Here is an 18,159-nt window from a genome sequence, read left to right on the forward strand (position 1 = left end):
TTTACTAAAAAAATAAAGCCGATTCTATTTAAAGAATCGGCTTTACTTAATATTAATAAAAGAAAAGGATTATTTAGACCATTCTTTAATACTGTCGTTATTCATTTTTTCATAATCTTTATTTCCGGCTTTAATTGCTCCTTCTAAAGAATATTTTGCAGTTTGAATTGCTCCTTTTTTATCACCTAATTTTGCTTGAATTAGAGATTTTAATCTTAAATACCAAAATGGTACTTCTTTATCTGAAGGAGTTAATGAAATGGCATTATTTACCCATAATAAAGCTTTTGTCATTTCTTTATCTGACTCATAATAATATTTTGCAGCTGAAAAATAATCTCCAACTGAAGGACCAGCTAGTGCTTTTTCAATACTATTCATCGCAATTTCTTGAGTAGGAACTGTAAATGGAACAGATACTAATGTTCGTTCCCAAGAAATTTCTAATGCACCAGAATCATTCGTTAAGTTGTTTAATGAAATAGTAAACGACTCAACAGGTTTATTCAAAGTTTCTGGCTTTACATTAACTTTTAATGCAACTTTTTTATCATCCCATTCTTGAGGTAATCCCCAATTGTTAGTATCTGTATAAAAAATTACATCCCAACTATCTGCTTTAGGAAGTGTAAATAAAGCATATGTTCCTTTTTTTAATTCACTTTTACCAAACATAACATTTTCACTAAAAGTTACTGTTGTGTTTTCATTTGCACCTGTTCTCCAATATTTTCCATAAGGAACTAGTTCTCCATAAACAGTTCTCCCTTTTGCACTTGGACGTGAATAATTAACTTCAACTGTAGTTAATCCAACAACTTGTTCAATTTTTGATGACGGACTCGCTTGTGGTGTTTTTACTTGTGCTGTAATTGAAATCCCTGCCATTAATAATGATGCTAATACTATCTTTTTCATTTTTATTGTTTTTTAATTCAACGAAATTAATAATTTCTTACTTGTTAAATGTTAATAAAATCTAAAACAATATTTTTGTTTAACTTTTTTTTTATTTAATTAAACAAAATTGTATATTTACCAAAAAAAATGAAAATTTACACTTTAAGCTCCAAACAAAACTTACCAATCTCTTTAGATGAGGCTTGGGTTTTTTTATCCAATCCTAGAAATCTAAAAACAATAACTCCAGATTATATGGGTTTTGAAATACTTTCTGGGGCAGATAGGCCAATGTATCCAGGACAACTTATTCAATATATTGTAACTCCTGTTCTAGGAATTAAAACTAAATGGGTTACTGAAATTACTCACGTTGTAGATAAAAAATTTTTTGTAGATGAACAACGTTTTGGACCATATGCATTATGGCATCATAAACATTTTTTAAAAGAAATCGATGGTGGTGTTGAAATGGAAGATATTGTAGATTATAAAGTTCCAATGGGAATTTTAGGCCAAATAGTGCATCCATTTATCGTTCAACCTAAACTAAATGAAATCTTCGAATACAGAAGAAAAAAACTAATTGAATTATTTGGAGAATTTAAATAATTTACATTATGAAAAACATACTATTAATTGGAGGTTCATACGGAATTGGTTTAGCGTTAGCCAAAGAACTTCAAGAAAAAAATAACGTATTTATTGCTAGTAGAACAAATGAAGAATTGGTTAATTTAAAAGTTACACATATACCTTTTGATGTTTCTACAGATTCGTTAGATACTTCAAAGTTACCAGAAGTAATAGATGGTTTAGTCTATTTACCAGGAAGCATTAATCTAAGACCTTTTAAAGGATTAAAAATTGAAGCCTTTGAAAGTGATTTACAAATTAATTTTATCGGAATGGTGAAGGTTATTCAAGCTCTTTTACCTAATTTAATAGCTTCAAACCAATCTAGCATTGTTTTGTTTAGTAGTGTTGCTGCAAGTATGGGAATGCCTTTTCATACAAGTGTTGCGGCTTCAAAAGGTGCTATTGAAGGTTTTGCTAAAGCTTTAGCTGCTGAATATGCTCCGAAAATTAGAGTGAACGTAATTGCTCCATCTTTAACAGATACTCCTTTAGCGGATAAATTTTTAAATAATGATGTAAAAAAAGAAAAATCATCAGAACGTCATCCGTTAAAACGATTTGGACAACCTGAAGATATTGCTCAAATGGCTATTTTTTTATTGAGCGATAATAGCAGTTGGATGAGTGGTCAAATTTTACACGTTGATGGTGGAATGTCTACGCTATTGGTTAATGGATAATTAGATTTTTGTAATTGAACTTGATTTTTGTAATTGAAATTGTAATTGAATATGAATATATTTTGGTTTAGAAGAGATTTAAGAATAGAAGATAATCTAGGCCTTTTTCATGCTTTGAATGATGAGGAAGAAGTATTACCTATATTTATTTTTGACGAAAAAATTTTATCTGAATTACCAAAAGATGATGCTCGTGTATCTTTTATACATGAATTATTATCTAAAATTCAAATCAAACTTCAAGAAAACGGAAAATCTCTAGCTGTTTTTCATGGTGAACCAAAAGCGATTTTCGAGAAGTTAATTCAAGAAAATAAGATAAAAACGGTTTATACCAATCACGATTATGAGCCTTATGCTAGAAAACGTGATAAGGAAATAAATCAATTATTTAAAGATAATAATGTAGAATTCAAAACTAGTAAAGATCAAGTCATTTTTGAAAAAAGTGAAGTTGTAAAAGATGATGGTGACCCTTATGTAGTGTACACTCCTTATTCAAAAAAATGGAAAGAAGCTCTTTCTAAAATCAAATTAAAGCATTACAATTCTGAAGATAAGTTAGATAAAATAACCAATCACTCCTACCCTTTTTTAAGTTTAAGAGAAATAGGTTTTGAAATTTCTGAAATTAAAGTAACTCCTTTTGATATCAGCGATAAAGTGATTTTAAACTATGAAGAAACTCGAAATTTTCCGGCTCAAAACGGAACTTCAATGTTAGGAACTCATTTACGTTTTGGAGCTGTTTCAATTCGAAAAATGGTAAATCATGCAGCAACTTTTCAAAATGAAACGTTTTTAAAAGAATTAATTTGGAGAGAGTTTTTCATGCAAATTTTATGGCATTTTCCTTATACTGTAAATTCGAGTTTTAGACCAAAATACGATGCCATTCAATGGAAAAATAATGAAGAATTATTTGAAAAATGGTGTCAAGGAAAAACGGGTTACCCAATGGTAGACGCTGGAATGAGAGAACTAAATAAAACAGGTCACATGCACAATCGCGTACGAATGGTTGTAGCCAGTTTTCTATGTAAACATTTATTAATCGATTGGAAATGGGGAGAAACTTATTTCGCTCAAAAACTATTAGATTATGAACAATCGAGTAATGTTGGGAATTGGCAATGGGCAGCAGGTTCAGGTGTTGATGCAGCTCCTTATTTCAGAATATTTAATCCAACGGAACAAATAAAAAAGTTTGATAAAGAGTTGAAATACATTAAAAAATGGATTCCAGAACTGGAAAATTCATCTTATCCTAAACCAATAGTTGACCATAAAGAAGCAAGAGAGCTTTGCTTAAATGTGTATAAAGAAGCTGTTGGTTAAAGTGTTAAAAATGCTATAAAAGAGAAGAATGAATATTGTTTGGTTTAAAAGAGATTTACGATTAACAGATAATGAGGCTCTTTATAACGCCATTTCGTCTGGGCGAAAAGTGCTTTTACTTTACATTTTTGAGCCTTCCCTTTTAAAAGATATTCATTACAGTCAAAGGCATTTTGATTTTATAAAACAATCATTAGAAAGTTTACAAAAAGATCTTATTCAATATCATACTCAAATTTTAATTGTAGAAGGCGAAGCAAATACAATTTTCAAAAAACTTAAAGAAGTTATTTCAATTCACGCAATTTATTCTCATCAAGAAACTGGAATAAAAGTTACTTATGATAGGGATGTTCAAATGAAGTTGTTTTTTGATAAACATAAAATTCCATGGTATGAATCTATAAATAATGGAGTAATTAGAGGCATAAAAAACAGAAAAAAATGGAAAGAGGATTGGTATGATTATATGGATAAAGATTGCCTTCCGCTAAACGCAAATGGTAGAACTTTCATGAAATACAAGGATATTGAAGAAATCGAAAATCAATTCAATAAACCGTCATTAAAAACAGATAAGAATTCTCCATTTCAAAAAGGGGGAACTCCAACAGGTCTGCGTTATATAAATTCTTTTTTCAATGAAAGAATTACGAATTATTCCAAATACATTTCAAAACCCGAAAAAGCACGAATGAGTTGTAGTCGATTGTCTCCTTACATTGCATGGGGAAATTTATCAATACGTCAAGTTTGTAATGAAGCTAGGAAATATTCACAAAAAGGAATTAACAAAAGACAAATTTCTAATTTTGTATCTCGTTTACGTTGGCAAGCACATTTCATTCAGAAATTTGAAATGGAAAGTGAAATGGAATTTATTTCTGTAAATAAAGGATATCGTAATCTAGATCAACCTGTTAATCCTTTTTATCATAATTCTTGGACAGAAGGAAAAACAGGAATTCCTATTGTAGATGCATGTATGCGGTGTTTAAATACTACTGGATATTTGAACTTCAGAATGAGGGCGTTGGTTGTTTCATTTTACACTCACAATTTGTGGCAACCTTGGCAGAATTGTTCTCCACATTTAGCGCAACAATTTTTAGATTTTGAGCCAGGAATACATTACCCTCAAATACAAATGCAAGCTGGAGTAACTGGAGTGAATACTTTAAGAGTTTATAACCCGGTTAAAAACTCCATTGAACACGATGAAGAAGGTGTTTTTATAAAAAAATGGGTTCCAGAACTAGCTGAAATTCCATTAGCATTTATTCATGAACCTTGGAAATTAACTCAAATGGAGCAAGAATTATATAGTTTTAAATTGGGTATACACTACCCTTATCCAATAGTAGATTTAGAAAAAAGCAGAAAATATTCTAGTGATATTTTATGGGGATTGCGAAAAAAATCAGTTGTAAAAAAAGACAGTAAACGAATTTTAGATAAACACACAAACCCTAATTAATTTTTATTTCAAATTCCTTATGATTTCAGCGCTCAATTCATTAAAGTCTCTAACAATTGTATTTGCTTTTGATAAATCTTGAAATTTTGAATGTAAACTATCGTAACCTACACAATAAATGTTAGCTCCTACTGCAGCTTCAATTCCGTTGGTACTGTCTTCAATAACAATACAATTTTCTATTGGAGCTACCGACAAACTAGCTGCATGTTCAAAAATAGCAGGATGTGGTTTAGATTTCGGAAAATCTTCACCAGAAACTTTATGCGTAAAATATTGATTTAAATTAAACCGATTAAAAACTCGATCAATAGTAAGTTTTGATGCAGATGAGGCCAGAATTAATTGAAAATTATTAGCATGTAAATCTTTTATTAAATCCTCTACTCCATCAATTAAAAATAAATCTTCTTTAGTGTCAAAAGCATCATTAAAAATACTTCTTTTTCTTTGAATTAAATCTTCAACATCTTTTGCTAAATTAAACTGACTCTTTAATTTTTGAAAAACATTTCTTGTGGAATTCCCAGTTAAAGTATGATAAAGAGTATCTGTAACAACAATATTTAGTTCTTCAAAGTGTTTAAAATAAGCATATTTATGAACGGGTTCAGTATCAACTATTACACCATCCATATCGAAAATTACAGTTTTAATCATGAGTATTTCAGAGTTTTTTCAAAGGTAGAATTTGAATATGTATTAATCAATTAAAAAAAGAGAAAATCTAATTAAACCTTTTTCTATATCTTTAGTCTTAAATAAAAAACAAGTTGCAAGACGATAAAGATTTAATTGAATTACTACTAAATTCTAAAACCCAAAATGAAGGGTTTAAAAAACTTGTACAATTATATCAAAAACCTTTATATTATCATATTAGAAATATTGTCTTGAATCATGATGATACTGATGATGTTTTGCAAAATACTTTTATAAAAGTATTTACTAATATTTCAAAATTTAAAGGTGAAAGTAAACTTTATTCTTGGATTTATAGAATTGCTACAAATGAATCGCTTACTTTTCTTCAACAAAAAGCTAAAAAAAGTGGGATTTCAAATGAAGAAGTACAACAAAGAGAGTTAATGAAACTGGAAAGTGATGTGTATTTTGAAGGAAGCGAAATTGAACTGAAACTTCAAAAAGCAATAGCTATATTACCAGAAAAACAGCAACTTGTATTTAAAATGAAATATTTTGAAGAAATGAAATATGAAGAAATGTCTGAAGTTTTAGACACATCTGTGGGAGCTTTAAAATCAAGTTATCATATAGCTGTCAAGAAAATTGAAGAAATTTTAAAAACCAATTAAACCTTTTAATAAAAAAACTGTCTTATTAATATGAAAAACATTGATTTAAATACAACTAAAATAAAATCGGGATTTAAAGCTCCAGATGATTATTTTGAAAAATTTGAAGCAAGAATTTTAGATAAAATTCCGGTTCAAGAAACTAAAGTTGTTTCTTTATTTCATAGAAAACAACTTTGGATAAGTAGCATAGCAGCAGTTTTATTATTAGCTATTGCAATTCCATCTTATTTCAATTCTATACAAACTACTACTTCATTAGATAGTTCAAATATTGAAAATTATTTATCTTATCAATCCAACTTTACCAATTTTGATATTATTGAAAATTTAGATGATAACGATATAAAAGAATTAGAAAATTCGCTTTCAATTAATTCTCAAGAAGATGTTGAAGCTTATTTATTAGATACTCAAAATTTAGATTTCTACTTAAACGAATAAACTATGAAAAAAATAATAATACTATCGGTACTTCTTTTATTTACTGTTCTTAGTTTTGGACAGGATTATAAAGAAAAAAGAGAAAAAATAAAAGCTCTTAAAATAGCATATATTACAGAACAATTAGATTTAACTACTGATGAAGCTCAAAAATTTTGGCCTATATATAATGCAAATGATGAAAAACAATTTGAATTGCGTCATAAAAAAATGCGTTCAATAATTAATAAATTTGAAAATGGTAGTTTAGAGAAATTATCTGAAAAAGAAGCTGCTTCTTTAATTGATCAAGTTGAAAACATTGAAGATGAACTTCATGACTATAAAAAGAAGTACATAAAAGATTTAAAAACGGTTATTTCAGCTAAGAAAATAATAAAACTTAAAAAAGCTGAAGATGAATTTAACCGAAAATTAATGAAACAATATAAAGGAAAAAAATAAAAAAAGAGCGACAATTATTGTCGCTCTTTTTTATTGGAAGTCTAATCTTATTATTCTGTTTTTACCTGTTGCAATTGCTGATTTTTGATTAATAAACCTAAGAGTCAATAGATCATTATCTTCTAGCATTTTTACCCACGTTTTTCCTTTATCGTAAGAATAGTGTAATCCTGTTCCACCTACGCAAACTATTTCATTTCCTTTTTTACCCGGAACAAATTGTATACATGAAGCGTATCCAAAACCTTCATTTTGAGCAATTAAGTTCCAAGATTTTCCACCATCAATAGTTATGGCTTTGTTAGATGAATTATCCTTTTGATTTTCATAATCTCCACCTGCAATAACTCCTATCTTTTCATCATAAAAATCGGCTGTAAAAATACCCGTCATAGCTTTACCTTGAATAATTGGTGTTTCATAAACATTCCAAGAAATGCCTTTATCTTTACTAACAAAAACTCTTGATTTTATTCCTCCAGAAACCATAAAAATAGTATTTCCTCTTAAAATTAAATTAGTATTACTTGCGGCAAAAGCCGCTTCACCTTCAATTACTTTTGGAAGTTTGTCGCAAGGAATTTTTTGCCAAGAATTTCCACCATCATTTGTAATAATTACGTTTAAACAATTATCAATTGGATCTCCCATTGCAATTCCAAAGTTATCATCTAAAAATTGCATACTATCATAAAATACATTTTCGTGTTTCTCTTCGTAAACTAACTTAATTGCTTTATTTTTCTTATTTATTTTATAAAGTAAAGCCGGATTTGCAACACTTAAAATAAAAACATTTTCAGTTGTATGAGCAATACTTCTAAACTCAGGTCTTAAAGAATCTATTTCAACAAAACCATTATTTCTTACTTGATTTATTAAATCAATTGAAGCATATATTCCATTATTTCCAGTATACCAAAGTGTATTATTATCTATTAAAATTGCTCTACTACTCAAAGGCTCTTCATGTATTACTTTTACGTTTACTTTTTGAAAAAAAGAGGGGAAATCATTTTTTTTCGAACAAGAAAACAAGAATAAAAAACAAAATCCCAAAATAAATTTAACCTTCATAACCAATAGTATTTACTGCTAAAATACAATTTATCTTTAATTTTCATATGGATATAAAAATAAAGTTGGCACAGTAATTGGTTATTTATTATCAAATAGAATGTTTAACTTAAAACATACAATTATGAAAACGAAAATACTACTTAGCCTTTTATTGGCATTTATATTACCAATGAGTAATTATGCACAAGATAAAACTACAGTTAGAGCAAATAGTTCTGATATTAGTGATAATTTAGATTTAAGAGCAATTGCATCAGTTTTTGGTGAAGCAAAAGATTTAGAAGATTTTGAAAATAGAATAAATGATCCTAAAACTCAGTTATCTAATTTAGATTTAAACAATGATAATTATGTAGATTATTTAAGAGTTATAGAATCTGTTGAAGGAGATGCGCATTTAATCATTATTCAATCTGTATTAGATAAAGATACTTACCAAGATGTTGCAACTATTGAAGTGGAAAGAGATAATAAAAATAATGTTCAAGTTCAAGTAGTTGGAAATGTATATATGTATGGAGAAAATTATATTTATGAACCCGTTTATGTAAATAGACCAATTATTTATAATGTTTTTTGGGTAAGAAATTACCGTCCATATTCTTCAATTTGGTATTGGAACTATTATCCAAGTTATTACTATAACTGGAACCCGTTTCCTATATTTAGATACAGAAATCATATTAGCTTACATATTAACTTTGGCCATACCTATCATTATGTTAACTATAGAAGTTGTCATAGAGCTTACGGAATGTATTCAACAAGAAGAAGTTATGCTTATGAAACAAGACATCCTAATAGATCTTTTTCTCATAGAAATAATGGATATTCAAACCGACATGAGTTAGACAACAACAGACCTATTAGAAACGTTAGACCAAGAAGTGAAATGGCTTCAAATGAACCAAGAAATAGTTCTCCAAGAGCAAACACATCTACTCCTAGGACTAATACACCAAGAGGAAATGTAGAGCCTAGAACAAGTAGTCCAAGAAATAGTTCACCTAGAGAAACAACATCGCCAAGAGGAACTAACTCACCTAGAGGAACAACTTCTCAGATAAATTCTACACCTAGAGGAAATGTAGAGCCTAGAAGTAATTCACCAAAAGCGACTTCTTCACCTAGAACGAATAATTCAAATGGATATAATGCTCCAAGAAGTCAGTCTCAACCTAAAAGTGTAAGTAATCCAAGAAGTACTTCACAACCTAGAGCAACTTCACCAAGGTCAAGTAATACTAAAAATAGTACACGTTCTTCAAGTTCATCTTCAAATAGAAATTCAAGTGGAACAAGATCTAGTAGTTCTAGAAGTAACGGAAGAAACAACTAATATAAAGTCCTGCTAAATGCAGGACTTTTTGATTTTATTTATATCTTTGCAGGCTGATTAAAAGAAAAAATGAGATTACACAGAAATTTAGTTTTTACAGTTATTGATTCATTATTAGCCATTTTTAACGATGGAGAATATGCAGATAAAGTGGTATCAAGAGCTTTAAAAAAAGACAAACGTTGGGGAAGCAACGATAGAAAATTTGTTGCAGAAACAATTTATGAAATTGTTAGATGGAGAAGACTATATGCTGAAATTGCAGAAGTCAAAGAGCCTTATGATAGAGACAATATTTGGAGAATATTTGCCGTTTGGGCAGTTTTAAGAGGAATTAAACTTCCAGATTGGAAATATTTTGAAAATACTCCTGAAAGAAAAATAAAAGGTCGTTTTGATGAATTATCTAAAACAAGAAAATTTAAAGAGTCTATCCCTGATTGGATGGACGAATTAGGTATTAAAGAACTTGGAGAAGAAATTTGGACCAAAGAATTATCTGCTCAAAACCAACAAGCAGAAGTTATTTTAAGAGTAAATACTCTAAAAACAACTAGAGATGTTGTTCATTCTATTTTAATGGATTTAGATATTGAAACTCATGCGGTAGAAGGTTATGATGATGCATTAGTACTTAATGAAAGAGCTAATGTTTTCATGACTCAAGCTTTTAAAGACGGTATGTTTGAAGTTCAAGATGCCTCATCTCAATTAGTTGCTTACTTTTTAGATGTTAAACCAGGAATGAGAGTTGTAGACACTTGTGCTGGTGCTGGTGGAAAAACATTACATTTAGCTTCTTTAATGGAAAATAAAGGGCAATTAATTGCAATGGATTTATATGAAAGTAAATTAAAGCAATTAAAATTAAGAGCAAAAAGAAACGGTGCTTTTAATATAGAGCCCAGAGTTATTGAAGGTTCAAAATCGATAAAAAAATTACACGGAACTGCTGACAGAGTATTAATTGACGCTCCTTGTAGTGGACTAGGTGTAATGAAAAGAAACCCAGATAGCAAATGGAAGTTACAACCCGAGTTTATAGATAATATTAGAAAAGTACAAGCTGAAGTATTAGAAAACTATTCTAAAATTGTAAAACCAGGTGGTAAAATGGTATATGCAACATGTTCAATTTTACCTTCTGAAAATGAAGAGCAAGTTAAACATTTCTTAACTACAGAATCAGGGAAAAACTTTACTTTCGTTAAAGACAAGAAAGTTTTAGCTTATGAAAGCGGTTTTGATGGATTTTATATGGCATTATTAGAACGTAAAAAATAAAATTATGAATAAGAAAATTACATTGTTATTTTTATTGAGTATTTCAATAAGTTTTGCACAAATTCCTGCTGGTTATTATGATACTGCAACAGGAAGTGGTTATACTTTAAAAACACAGTTAAGTACAATTATATCTAACGGATATATAAATAATGAATATGCAGGATTATATGTTACTTATTTAACTTCAGATACAGATTTATATTACGAAAATGATGGTTCGTTATTAGATATGTATACTGAAAACCCTACAGGAACAGAATGTTATTTTACATATGGAACTAATCAAGATGATGGTTCTGGCGGAACTTCTGAATGTCAAAAATACAATAGAGAGCATATTATTCCTCAATCTGTTTTTGGTTCTGTAGATCCAATGAAATCAGATGCTCATTTCGTTGTTCCTTCTGATAAATATGTAAATGCTCAAAGAGATAACTTTCCTTTTGGTAAAGTTCAAACTGCTTCAAATACCTATTCAAATGGATCTAAAAAAGGGAATAATTTAAATTCAGGCTATTCTGCAGGTTACTCAGGTACTGTTTTTGAACCAATTGATGAGTTTAAAGGAGATATCGCAAGAATGTACTTTTATTTTATTACTCGCTACGAAAGTCAAGTAGCAGGTTGGTCATATGATATGTTTAATAACACTTCAAATCAAGTTTTAAATAATACTTTTTTAAATATATTATTAACTTGGCATTTAAATGATCCTGTTAGCGCAAGAGAAATAGGTAGAAACAATGCAATATATGCTAGACAAGGTAACAGAAATCCATTTATTGATCATCCAGAATATGTTTGTGAAATATACACAACTCAATGTGCAACTTTAAGTTCAGAAAGTTTTGCAACCACAAATAATATTTCTATTTATCCAAACCCAACTTCAAATGGATCTTTTTCTATTTCAAGTTCTATAGAATTAAATTCAATTACTATTTATAATGTAAACGGACAAATTATTCAAGAAATTAAAAACCCGTCTACAATAAGTAACGAAACTTATAATGTAAACAACCTTTCAACAGGTTTTTATTTAGTGCAGTTAGGTTCTGAAAATGGAACTGTTACTAAAAAGGTTATTGTAAACTAAATTTATACTTTTAGTAAATAAAAAAGCATCAAAACTTTCGGTTTTTGATGCTTTTTTTTATCAATAAACTAATTAAAAATTCTTAATGACAATTTGCTTCACTTTGTACAAATAAACTCATAGTACTTGGAGAAATATATGGAATATTAAGACCTAAACCTCTAATTATAAATAAAACACCAATACATACTGCTAAAAAAGGAATTATTTTTTGTATTTTATTTCGAATAGGTGTAGAAACAAAATTTGTTATTAAAACAACCATACTCATCATTGGTACCGTTCCTAGTCCGAATAAAATCATATAAAAAATACTATATTCTATACTTGGCATTGCTAACGCGCCAAACAGTGCAACATATACCATTCCACAAGGTAAATATCCATTTAATAAACCAATAGTAAAAAACGATTTATATGAACGATTTTTAAATTGGCTTCCTAAACTTGATTTTACTTTTGAAATAACTTTATAAATTGGTTTAGAAAAATTATAACTTGCTAATACTCTTTCAGGAACTACTGAAAAAACAATCATTAGTATTCCAACAATTATTGATAATTGTTGTTGTAAACCAGCAAGAAAAAAACCTTTTCCAAGTAAACCAAATAATAACCCTAATGATCCATAAGCTGTTAATCTACCAATATTATAAAGTAACAGTTGTGTTATTTTTTTTGCTTCATTATTTCTGTCAACTGGAAGCATCATGGCAATAGGTCCGCACATACCAATACAATGAAAGCTACTAATTAAACCAAATATGACTGCTGTGTATAACATCTAAAATTAATAATAAATAGATTCTTTATTTAAGTAACTAAAATTATCATATTCCCAATCTATAGAAATGTCCCAAAGACCGCTTACCAAGTTACTTTTAGGTATGAGCAAATTTGAAGAAGATAATGAAATTGGCATCTCAAAATCTAACTTTTGGCTAGACGGTCTATATAAGGACACTTTACCTTTAATATTTTTAAAATCAAATTCTTTAGGAAAACTAACAATCAATCCTTCTTGAGTTTTAGTAACAACAACTTTATGCTCTAATTTATTAGCAGATTGTTGCTTTTCAATATCACCTTGAACTTGTTGCTCTTTTTTATAATAATCTTCAGTTACCAATTCATTATCATACTTTGAATCTGATTGTACTTTAAAAACAAAATATAGTATGAATGTTATGAATAACCCAAAAGCAATTACGATACCTGTTCCCCAATTTATTTTCATTTTTTTATTTTATTAATTAAAGCTTCTTGGGCTTAAAAAATTAGATTTAGTTGTTTCAAGAAGTTCGTTTCTATTATAAACTTCAATTTTAACTTTAGTTTTATCACTTTCAAGGAATGAAGGATTTATTTCTATAAACAATGTTCCTTGAGACATTTCTCCCTTAAGGACTTTAATTGTTGAAGAACCGACAGTTTTGATAGTTCCTTTAGGTGAAGTTAATTTAAAATAAACACTGTCAAAGTCTTTAACAGTTTTATTTACAATTTTATAAGTATATATATTACTAATATTTTCACCTTTGTGTTCAAACAATTGACCTGGTAATCGTAAAACTGTTGCTTCTACATCACTTCTTAAAAACAATAAGCTAATTAGAATTCCGACTAAAATAGTTAAAACACCAATATAGCCTTTCATTCTAGTTGTTAATTTAAATTTCTCTTTATTAACAATTTCATCTTCACTTGCATAACGAATTAAACCTTTAGGCAAACCAACTTTTTCCATAATTGTATCGCACTCATCAATACAAGCTGTACAATTTATACATTCAAGTTGTGTACCATTACGAATATCAATACCAGTAGGACAAACTACTACACACTGATTACAATCTATACAATCCCCTTTTCCGGTTTCTGCTCTATTTTCTCTTTTATCCCATTTTGCTCTCCCTATTTCACCTTCGCCTCTTACATGATCATAAGTAACATTAATTGACTTATTATCTAATAGTACTCCTTGCATTCTACCATAAGGACATGCAATAATACAAACCTGTTCTCTAAACCATGCAAAAACAAAATAAAAAACACTTGTAAATACTAATAAAGCAATAAGTGTACTTAGATTTTCTAACGGTCCTTCAAAAATATATTCTAATAATTGGTCGCTACCTATTAAATAAGCTAAAAATACATTTGCAATTATAAAAGAAAAAAGAAAAAATATTAACCATTTACTAACTCTTTTTCTAATCTTATCAGCATTCCATTCTTGTTTTTCTAAACGCATTTGAGCACCTCTATCTCCATCAATCCAAAATTCAATACGTCTAAATACCATTTCTAAGAAGATAGTTTGAGGACAAAACCATCCACAAAAAATTCTTCCAAATGCAACTGTAAAAAGAGTCAAACCAACAACTCCAACAATCATTGATAATACAAATAAGTAAAAATCTTGCGGCCAAAAAGGAAAACCAAATATATTAAACCTTCGTTCTAATACATTAAACATTAAAAACTGATTTCCATTTATTTTAATAAAAGGAGCAGATATTAAAAATGCTAATAAAATATAACTTAATAGTTTTCTTTTATCATAAAATTTTCCTGAAGGCTTTTTAGGAAAAATAAAATTTCTTTTACCTTCTTCATTTATTGTTGCAATTGAGTCTCTAAAACTCTCATCTACCATCTTTGACATAATCTTGCTATTTATATTAAAAAAGGTTTTAAGCAGCAACTTAAAACCTTTTTTTTTTAATTTGTTACTGTAGAATCAACAACAGTTACATTTGCTGCTTCATCATTTGTTGCACCACCATCTTCTTTATAAATAACTGCCTCAGGTTCAGTCGGTTTTGGATCTTTAGGATTTGTACCTTGAAGAGAAAGAACATAGCTAGCTACTTTTTGCATCTCAGTAGGTTTTAATTGATCTTTCCAAGATATCATACCTTTTCCAGAACGTCCTCCCTCTGAAAGAGTATTAAATACATTTTTAATTCCTCCACCTAATATCCAATATTCATCTGTTAAATTTGGACCAATTGCTCCACCTCCATCAGCTCTATGGCATGCAACACAATTTGTTGTAAATAAAGCCTTACCTTCAGCTAACGATGGTTCATCTGTTAATAAAGTAACACTTTCTTTATCCATTAAATCAGGTGCCGTTTTAAGATATTCTTGAATTTCTTTTTCTGCTAAAGCAACTTCAGTTTCATACTCTTCTGCTTGAGAATAATCTCCGTAAATTTCAAAACGAACAAAATAAACTATTGCAAAAACAATACAAGAATAGAATAAATATACCCACCAAGGTGGCAATACATTATCTAACTCTTTAATACCGTCATAGTCATGGTCTAACATTACATCTGCTTCTTGTTCAATAGCTTTAGATCGTGTTAGTTTTTTAACTAATTTTTGATAGAAATCACTTTCTGTAAAAGGTAAAGTTTGAGCCTCTTTAAGTTTTTGTTTTTGTTCTTCAGTTAATAATTGATAAGTAACTTTATCAACTGCACTTATAACAATTTCTATGGCTACTAATAGGAATAAAAAAACACCTAAAAATAATGAAACCATTGGATATTCTATAAAAGCTGGTTTTTCTCCTGAATCAATAAAGTACTCCATTCCTGCAAAAACTGCAGCAAATATTAATGGAACCCTAACGTATGAAGGAATTATGTTTTTCATTTTAATCAATTTTAATGTTGTATATAACTTTTCCTTATCAAAACAACCTCTTCTCTTGTTTATAAGAGGTTGTTTTACTTTTAATCTTCTTTAAATGGTAATTCACTTAATTCTTTAATCTTATCCTTACTATAGGTCATGGCCCAAATAAAGAAAGATATAAATACGATAAAGAAAAGAACTAATGATATTATAGGATAGATATCAATTCCCATAATAGTTTCCATATTGTGTTTTACAAATTTTAACATAGTTATGAGTTTTAATTATTCTGTTTTTTTAACTTTAATATCAGTCCCTAAACGTTGTAAGTACGAAATTAAAGCAACAATTTCTCTATCTTTCATTGGAACAAATTCCTCTCCTCTAGCGGCTGCCGCTTTTTTACTTGCTTCATATGATTTTACAAAATCTGGATCATTACTCAAGTTTTTCTCAATTTGAGCAGATTGGGCATCCATATTTTTTCGAGCATTTGCAATGTCTTCTTTAGTATATGGAACTCCTAATGTCACCATTACTTCCATTTTTTTCTCAATATGTTCATGATCCATTGCTTTATTATCATACATCCATTTATACCCAGGCATAATTGAGTTTGTAGATGTACTTTGAGGATCCCACATATGATTAAAGTGCCAATTATCATTATACTTACCTCCAACTCTCATTAAATCTGGCCCTGTTCTTTTAGAACCCCATAAGAACGGATGATCATATACATATTCGCCAGATTTTGAGTATTCCCCATATCTCTTAACTTCTGAACGGAATGGTCTAATCATTTGAGAGTGACAATTATTACAACCTTCTCTTATATATAAATCTCTTCCTTCTAACTCTAATGGAGTATATGGTTTAACACTTGTAATTGTTGGAATATTAGATTTCACAACTAACATTGGTACAATTTGAACAATACCCCCAACAGCAACAGCTAACGTAGTTAATAATGTAAACTGAACAGGTCTTCTTTCTAACCATGAATGCCATGATTCTCCTTTTAGTTGTCTATTTGAAATTTTAGCTAATGCAGGAGCTTCTGCTAATTCATCTTCTACTGGAGATCCAGCCATTACAGTTCTAGCAATGTTATAAACTAATACTAAAATACCAACAAAATATAATGTTCCTCCAATTGCTCTCATAGCATACATTGGCATAATTTCAGTCACAGTTTCAAGGAAATTTCCATAAACTAATGAACCATCTGGGTTAAATTGTTTCCACATAGAAGCTTGAGTAAACCCAGCAACATACATAGGAAGTGTATATAAAATGATACCTAAAGTACCAATCCAAAAGTGGAAATTTGCTAATCCTGTTGAAAATAATTTAGTTTTAGTCATTCGAGGTATTAACCAATAAATCATACCGAATGCCATAAAACCATTCCACGCTAAAGTACCAACGTGAACGTGTGCAACGATCCAATCTGTAAAGTGAGCAATGGCATTTACATTTTTAAGAGATAACATTGGTCCTTCAAAAGTTGACATACCATAACCAGTAATTGCAACTACGTAGAATTTTAAAACAGGATCCGTTCTTACTTTATCCCAAGCACCTCTTAATGTTAATAATCCATTAATCATACCTCCCCAAGATGGAGCTATCAACATAATTGAGAATATAACACCTAAATTTTGTGCCCAATCTGGTAATGCTGAATATAATAAATGGTGTGGTCCTGCCCAAATATAAATGAAGATTAATGACCAAAAGTGAATAATTGATAATCTGTAAGAATATACTGGTCTATTTGCTGCTTTAGGTACAAAATAATACATCAATCCAAGAATTGGTGTTGTAAGGAAGAAAGCTACAGCATTATGCCCATACCACCATTGAACTAAAGCATCTTGAACACCTGCATAAACTGAATATGATTTAAACGCAGAAACTGGAATTTCAATATTATTAAAAATATGAAGCAAAGCTACCGCAATAAAAGTTGCTAGATAGAACCAAATAGCTACGTAAATATGTCTTTCTCTTCTTTTAATAATTGTACCAATCATGTTAACACCAAAAGCAACCCAGATAAGTGCAATTGCAATATCAAAAGGCCATTCTAATTCGGCATACTCTTTTGATGAAGTATAACCTAAAGGCAAGGTAATTGCTGCTCCAAGAATTATAAGTTGCCAACCCCAAAAATTTAGTTGGCTTAAGAAGTTACTGTACATTCTTGTTTTTAATAACCTTTGCATAGAATAATAAGCTCCTGCAAATACAGAATTTCCTACAAAGGCAAAAATTACTGCATTAGTATGCAATGGTCGTAATCTACCATAACTTAACCATGGAATACCATCGGTCATGTTTGGAAACAAATAAAAGAAAGCTACTATGAGCCCTACAAGCATTCCTATTACACCAAATGCTATTGATGCGTATAGAAAGTTTCTGACAATTTTGTTATCGTAATAAAATTGTTCTTTCTCCAT

Annotated in this window: 19 protein-coding genes; 10 read left to right on the forward strand and 9 right to left on the reverse strand. The window is 29.3% G+C overall.

The genetic code is table 11. The features are described from left to right. Positions 1 to 69: 69 nt before the first annotated feature. Positions 70 to 918 carry a DUF2911 domain-containing protein gene (locus OLM55_RS10205; protein WP_264558801.1) on the reverse strand — a complete coding sequence of 283 codons (849 nt, stop codon included), beginning with the start codon at positions 916 to 918 and terminating at the stop codon, positions 70 to 72. A gap of 129 nt (positions 919 to 1,047) precedes the next feature. Between OLM55_RS10205 and OLM55_RS10210 the strand changes: the two genes are divergently transcribed. Genes OLM55_RS10210 through OLM55_RS10225 form a run of 4 tightly spaced genes read left to right on the forward strand, consistent with a single transcriptional unit; the run spans position 1,048 to position 5,034 of the window. After that, positions 1,048 to 1,512: an SRPBCC family protein gene (locus OLM55_RS10210; RefSeq protein WP_264558802.1), complete on the forward strand. Its 465-nt coding sequence runs from the start codon at positions 1,048 to 1,050 to the stop codon at positions 1,510 to 1,512. A gap of 8 nt (positions 1,513 to 1,520) precedes the next feature. After that, complete coding sequence (locus OLM55_RS10215) at positions 1,521 to 2,219, forward strand: SDR family NAD(P)-dependent oxidoreductase (RefSeq protein ID WP_413614312.1); 699 nt, start codon at positions 1,521 to 1,523, stop codon at positions 2,217 to 2,219. Positions 2,220 to 2,270: 51 nt separating this feature from the next. Next, positions 2,271 to 3,557, forward strand: coding sequence for a cryptochrome/photolyase family protein (locus OLM55_RS10220; RefSeq protein WP_264558803.1), 1,287 nt, complete (start codon positions 2,271 to 2,273; stop codon positions 3,555 to 3,557). 28 nt (positions 3,558 to 3,585) lie between these two features. Continuing rightward, positions 3,586 to 5,034, forward strand: a complete 1,449-nt coding sequence (locus tag OLM55_RS10225; protein WP_264558804.1) for a cryptochrome/deoxyribodipyrimidine photo-lyase family protein — start codon at positions 3,586 to 3,588, stop codon at positions 5,032 to 5,034. 3 nt (positions 5,035 to 5,037) lie between these two features. Here the strand turns inward: OLM55_RS10225 and OLM55_RS10230 are convergent, their stop codons facing one another. After that, positions 5,038 to 5,694, reverse strand: a complete 657-nt coding sequence (locus tag OLM55_RS10230; RefSeq protein ID WP_264558805.1) for an HAD family hydrolase — start codon at positions 5,692 to 5,694, stop codon at positions 5,038 to 5,040. A 113-nt stretch (positions 5,695 to 5,807) separates the two neighbouring features. On the opposite strand from OLM55_RS10230, the gene OLM55_RS10235 reads away from it, so the two are divergent. The 3 genes from OLM55_RS10235 to OLM55_RS10245 are packed head-to-tail and all read left to right on the forward strand — an operon-like array spanning position 5,808 to position 7,238. Then, complete coding sequence (locus OLM55_RS10235; protein ID WP_264558806.1) at positions 5,808 to 6,350, forward strand: RNA polymerase sigma factor; 543 nt, start codon at positions 5,808 to 5,810, stop codon at positions 6,348 to 6,350. Positions 6,351 to 6,380: 30 nt separating this feature from the next. Next, complete coding sequence (locus tag OLM55_RS10240) at positions 6,381 to 6,794, forward strand: hypothetical protein (RefSeq protein WP_264558807.1); 414 nt, start codon at positions 6,381 to 6,383, stop codon at positions 6,792 to 6,794. Between the two features lie 3 nt (positions 6,795 to 6,797). Continuing rightward, positions 6,798 to 7,238 (forward strand): sensor of ECF-type sigma factor, encoded by a 441-nt coding sequence (locus tag OLM55_RS10245; RefSeq protein ID WP_264558808.1) that lies wholly within the window; start codon positions 6,798 to 6,800, stop codon positions 7,236 to 7,238. A 30-nt stretch (positions 7,239 to 7,268) separates the two neighbouring features. On the opposite strand, the gene OLM55_RS10250 is transcribed toward OLM55_RS10245, so the two are convergent. Continuing rightward, positions 7,269 to 8,198, reverse strand: coding sequence for a WD40/YVTN/BNR-like repeat-containing protein (locus OLM55_RS10250; protein WP_264558809.1), 930 nt, complete (start codon positions 8,196 to 8,198; stop codon positions 7,269 to 7,271). Between the two features lie 241 nt (positions 8,199 to 8,439). Here OLM55_RS10250 and OLM55_RS10255 point away from each other — a divergent pair, with 241 nt between their 5' ends. The 3 genes from OLM55_RS10255 to OLM55_RS10265 all read left to right on the forward strand — a co-directional run bounded on the left by OLM55_RS10255 (position 8,440) and on the right by OLM55_RS10265 (position 12,040). Continuing rightward, positions 8,440 to 9,657 carry a hypothetical protein gene (locus OLM55_RS10255; RefSeq protein WP_264558810.1) on the forward strand — a complete coding sequence of 406 codons (1,218 nt, stop codon included), beginning with the start codon at positions 8,440 to 8,442 and terminating at the stop codon, positions 9,655 to 9,657. 69 nt (positions 9,658 to 9,726) lie between these two features. Next, complete coding sequence (locus OLM55_RS10260) at positions 9,727 to 10,941, forward strand: RsmB/NOP family class I SAM-dependent RNA methyltransferase (RefSeq protein ID WP_264558811.1); 1,215 nt, start codon at positions 9,727 to 9,729, stop codon at positions 10,939 to 10,941. A gap of 4 nt (positions 10,942 to 10,945) precedes the next feature. After that, entirely contained in the window at positions 10,946 to 12,040 is a 1,095-nt protein-coding gene (locus OLM55_RS10265; RefSeq protein WP_264558812.1) for an endonuclease, read from the forward strand. 82 nt (positions 12,041 to 12,122) lie between these two features. Here OLM55_RS10265 and OLM55_RS10270 read toward each other — a convergent pair whose 3' ends face one another. From OLM55_RS10270 to ccoN, 6 genes are all read right to left on the reverse strand, one after another. Next, complete coding sequence (locus OLM55_RS10270; RefSeq protein ID WP_264558813.1) at positions 12,123 to 12,824, reverse strand: sulfite exporter TauE/SafE family protein; 702 nt, start codon at positions 12,822 to 12,824, stop codon at positions 12,123 to 12,125. 6 nt (positions 12,825 to 12,830) lie between these two features. Further along, positions 12,831 to 13,277, reverse strand: coding sequence for a FixH family protein (locus OLM55_RS10275; protein ID WP_264558814.1), 447 nt, complete (start codon positions 13,275 to 13,277; stop codon positions 12,831 to 12,833). Positions 13,278 to 13,289: 12 nt separating this feature from the next. Then, a complete protein-coding gene (ccoG, locus tag OLM55_RS10280) occupies positions 13,290 to 14,708 on the reverse strand; it encodes a cytochrome c oxidase accessory protein CcoG (protein ID WP_264558815.1) in 1,419 nt (472 codons plus the stop codon). Positions 14,709 to 14,764: 56 nt separating this feature from the next. Continuing rightward, positions 14,765 to 15,709 (reverse strand): cbb3-type cytochrome c oxidase N-terminal domain-containing protein, encoded by a 945-nt coding sequence (locus tag OLM55_RS10285; RefSeq protein ID WP_264558816.1) that lies wholly within the window; start codon positions 15,707 to 15,709, stop codon positions 14,765 to 14,767. Between the two features lie 80 nt (positions 15,710 to 15,789). Beyond that, complete coding sequence (locus tag OLM55_RS10290) at positions 15,790 to 15,960, reverse strand: CcoQ/FixQ family Cbb3-type cytochrome c oxidase assembly chaperone (protein ID WP_264558817.1); 171 nt, start codon at positions 15,958 to 15,960, stop codon at positions 15,790 to 15,792. 15 nt (positions 15,961 to 15,975) lie between these two features. Continuing rightward, positions 15,976 to 18,159: a cytochrome-c oxidase, cbb3-type subunit I gene (ccoN, locus tag OLM55_RS10295; protein WP_264558818.1), complete on the reverse strand. Its 2,184-nt coding sequence runs from the start codon at positions 18,157 to 18,159 to the stop codon at positions 15,976 to 15,978.

This window comes from Flavobacterium sp. N2270, from assembly GCF_025947225.1.
Classification (GTDB): domain Bacteria; phylum Bacteroidota; class Bacteroidia; order Flavobacteriales; family Flavobacteriaceae; genus Flavobacterium.

Coding starts and splice junctions, on each gene's coding strand:
- OLM55_RS10205 (WP_264558801.1), bottom strand. CDS start 918: ATGAAAAAGATAGTATTAGCATCATTATTAATGGCAGGGATTTCAATT.
- OLM55_RS10210 (WP_264558802.1), top strand. CDS start 1,048: ATGAAAATTTACACTTTAAGCTCCAAACAAAACTTACCAATCTCTTTA.
- OLM55_RS10215 (WP_413614312.1), top strand. CDS start 1,521: ATGAAAAACATACTATTAATTGGAGGTTCATACGGAATTGGTTTAGCG.
- OLM55_RS10220 (WP_264558803.1), top strand. CDS start 2,271: ATGAATATATTTTGGTTTAGAAGAGATTTAAGAATAGAAGATAATCTA.
- OLM55_RS10225 (WP_264558804.1), top strand. CDS start 3,586: ATGAATATTGTTTGGTTTAAAAGAGATTTACGATTAACAGATAATGAG.
- OLM55_RS10230 (WP_264558805.1), bottom strand. CDS start 5,694: ATGATTAAAACTGTAATTTTCGATATGGATGGTGTAATAGTTGATACT.
- OLM55_RS10240 (WP_264558807.1), top strand. CDS start 6,381: ATGAAAAACATTGATTTAAATACAACTAAAATAAAATCGGGATTTAAA.
- OLM55_RS10245 (WP_264558808.1), top strand. CDS start 6,798: ATGAAAAAAATAATAATACTATCGGTACTTCTTTTATTTACTGTTCTT.
- OLM55_RS10255 (WP_264558810.1), top strand. CDS start 8,440: ATGAAAACGAAAATACTACTTAGCCTTTTATTGGCATTTATATTACCA.
- OLM55_RS10260 (WP_264558811.1), top strand. CDS start 9,727: ATGAGATTACACAGAAATTTAGTTTTTACAGTTATTGATTCATTATTA.
- OLM55_RS10265 (WP_264558812.1), top strand. CDS start 10,946: ATGAATAAGAAAATTACATTGTTATTTTTATTGAGTATTTCAATAAGT.
- OLM55_RS10270 (WP_264558813.1), bottom strand. CDS start 12,824: ATGTTATACACAGCAGTCATATTTGGTTTAATTAGTAGCTTTCATTGT.
- OLM55_RS10275 (WP_264558814.1), bottom strand. CDS start 13,277: ATGAAAATAAATTGGGGAACAGGTATCGTAATTGCTTTTGGGTTATTC.
- ccoG (WP_264558815.1), bottom strand. CDS start 14,708: ATGTCAAAGATGGTAGATGAGAGTTTTAGAGACTCAATTGCAACAATA.
- OLM55_RS10285 (WP_264558816.1), bottom strand. CDS start 15,709: ATGAAAAACATAATTCCTTCATACGTTAGGGTTCCATTAATATTTGCT.
- OLM55_RS10290 (WP_264558817.1), bottom strand. CDS start 15,960: ATGTTAAAATTTGTAAAACACAATATGGAAACTATTATGGGAATTGAT.
- ccoN (WP_264558818.1), bottom strand. CDS start 18,159: ATGGAGAAAGAACAATTTTATTACGATAACAAAATTGTCAGAAACTTT.